The following is a 2,393-nucleotide window of genomic DNA, read 5'->3' as shown; positions in this document are numbered from 1 at the left end:
GTGAAATTTTCCAAACAAAAAAAGCCGAGTATTTAAAAATAATCGGCTTTGACTACACAATGCGATTTACTTAACTACATCACCAATTGTTTTAATAACTGGCTTAGGGTTTAAATTACGATCCCATAGTAATGGGTAGTTTGTTCTGTTTGGGATTGGGTAGTCGTTTTTCCACGACATACCGTCGTGTAATCCCCAAAAGGTTACGCGGTCTATTTTGTCGCGTTTTGCGTAAAACAGTTCAAACAAGGCTTTATAACGGGCGTTTAATTGCGCCTCTACGTCGTTAGGTAAGCCATTTTTGTAAGGGTCGAGGTAGGTTTCAAACTCTTCTAACTGAAACTGTGGTTTCATCATATCGGTGCCGGTAATTTGCCCTTCTTTTGTTAAAGGCAGCACGTCTATATCAAGCTCGGTGATCATCACTTTTATACCCAACGCGGCGTATGCATCGATAGCTTGCTCAATGAATTGCATTTTAGGAAAGTTAAGCCCCCAATGCGCTTGTATGCCAATGCCATCAATGCGGATACCTTCTTTTTGCAGCATTTTGATCATACGTATAATGCCGTCTCTTTTTTCTGGTCGCCATGCATTAAAGTCATTGTAGTAAAGCTCGGTATTAGGTGAATACTGCTGGGCGTATTTAAACGCGGCTTTTACCATAGTATCGCCATCACCTACGCGGTTAACCCACACAGTTGGGCGATAAGAGCCGTCATCAGCAATTACTTCGTTAACTACATCCCACGCATCTACTTTGTTTTTATAGCGCCCTGCTACAAGCTCTATGTGTTTGCGCATTTGCTCAAGCTGCTGTGCTGGGGTATTTGGCTCATTTTTGCTATTTGTAAAAAACCAGTCGGGCGTTTGGTTATGCCACACTAAGGTGTGAGCTACGGTAAACATATTATTTTGCTTGGCAAAATCTATAAATGCATCTGCACCACTAAAATCGACCTTACCTTGCTGTGGGTAAATTACTTCTGCTTTCATAGCGTTTTCAAGGGTGACTGTATTAAATTGCTTAGCAATAATTGACTGCGCGGCTGCGTTTTTGCCTGTCACTATATCTTGATTTACAGCAACCCCCATTTTGAATGAGTCTGCAAAGGTGTTTTTAAGGGCTGGGGCTGGGGCTGGGTCTTGGCCTTGTGCAACGTTTACGCTTAAAGATCCTGCAAGTAAAAGCAGGCTGAGTGTGTGTTTTTTATGCATGTGTGTGCTCCGTTGAATCGTTATTATTTTCGATAAATATCATACAACGAAAAAAATAAATGATATAGTCAAAATGACCATTAATTATAAATTAAACAAACCTGAGTAAACGTCCATGCTAAAAACACACAAAAAAACGCTAAGCTTAGTTGTATTAATGCTCTGCTTTAATAAAGCAGCGCTGGCACAACAACCTGAAAATACACCTTTGTTAAACGCTGTAAACAGCCAAAGCAATGAGCAGTCACCATTAATAAAAGGCGTTAAGCCCACACTTGTTAGTGACGAGCTTTTGTTTTTAGAAGGGCCTACGTGGTCAAGCCAAGACAATGCGTTTTATTTTTCAGAAATGAACTTTGCAAGCTCGCAAGCACTCGGCCCCGATTCGACCATTTATAAATTAGTGCTGCCCAATACCCTCACCACTTATTTAAAACACAGTGGTACAAACGGTTTGTATGCCAAAGGAGAGAGCCTCTATACGCTTAACCACAGTACGCAGTCGCTTTCTAAAATTAATATAAAAAGTAAAACTAATACCGTGGTAGTTAATGAATTTGATGGGCTAAGCTTTAGCTCGCCAAACGATATGACTATGCATAAAAATGGCGACATATTTTTTACCGATCCTAACTGGCAAATAGGCGAACGCACTCAACAAATGCCTTATACCGGTGTGTATAAGTTAAGTAATACAGGCGTACTTAGTTTAATTGATGCCACGCTTGAAAAACCCAACGGTGTTGCTCTATCCCCAGATCAACGTACCCTTTATATTGGCGACTTTAGTAACCGCGTAAGCAAATACACTATTGATAAAAACGGTGAGATTTCACCGCGCGAAGACTTTATTAAAGTAACCTCGCCCGATGGTATAAAAGTAGACTCTGCTGGCAATATTTACGTTAGCAGCCACAAAAAAGGCGTTATTAATATTTACACGCCAAGCGGCTTACTTATCGATAAAATTGAACTGGGCCCTAATGTAACCAACCTTGCGTTTGGTGGTAAAAATCGCAAAACATTATTAATAACCACCGCTAAGGGCTTGTTTACGCTTGATGTAAAAGTAGCGGGTTTGGCTAATTAGCTAAATTAGTTAAGTAACTTATTAAAGAGAAAAGTTAGCTTACTCGTTATACATAAAAAACCGGTGTAACTTGGTTACACCGGTT

General features: G+C 40.2%; 2 protein-coding genes. One reads left to right on the top strand and one right to left on the bottom strand.

Annotation, left to right across the window (positions count from 1 at the left end):
* Positions 1–66: 66 nt before the first annotated feature.
* Positions 67–1,218 (bottom strand): endo-1,4-beta-xylanase, encoded by a 1,152-nt coding sequence (locus GQR46_RS18810; RefSeq protein ID WP_165742064.1) that lies wholly within the window; start codon positions 1,216–1,218, stop codon positions 67–69.
* 115 nt (positions 1,219–1,333) lie between these two features.
* On the opposite strand from GQR46_RS18810, the gene GQR46_RS18805 reads away from it, so the two are divergent.
* Entirely contained in the window at positions 1,334–2,308 is a 975-nt protein-coding gene (locus GQR46_RS18805; protein WP_165742062.1) for an SMP-30/gluconolactonase/LRE family protein, read from the top strand.
* Positions 2,309–2,393: the final 85 nt, after the last annotated feature.

Source organism: Pseudoalteromonas sp. Z1A6, assembly GCF_011378745.1.
In the GTDB taxonomy this organism is placed as follows: domain Bacteria; phylum Pseudomonadota; class Gammaproteobacteria; order Enterobacterales; family Alteromonadaceae; genus Pseudoalteromonas; species Pseudoalteromonas arctica.
Note: the sequence above shows the minus strand (reverse complement) of the source record. Positions and strands in the feature narration are given on the sequence as shown.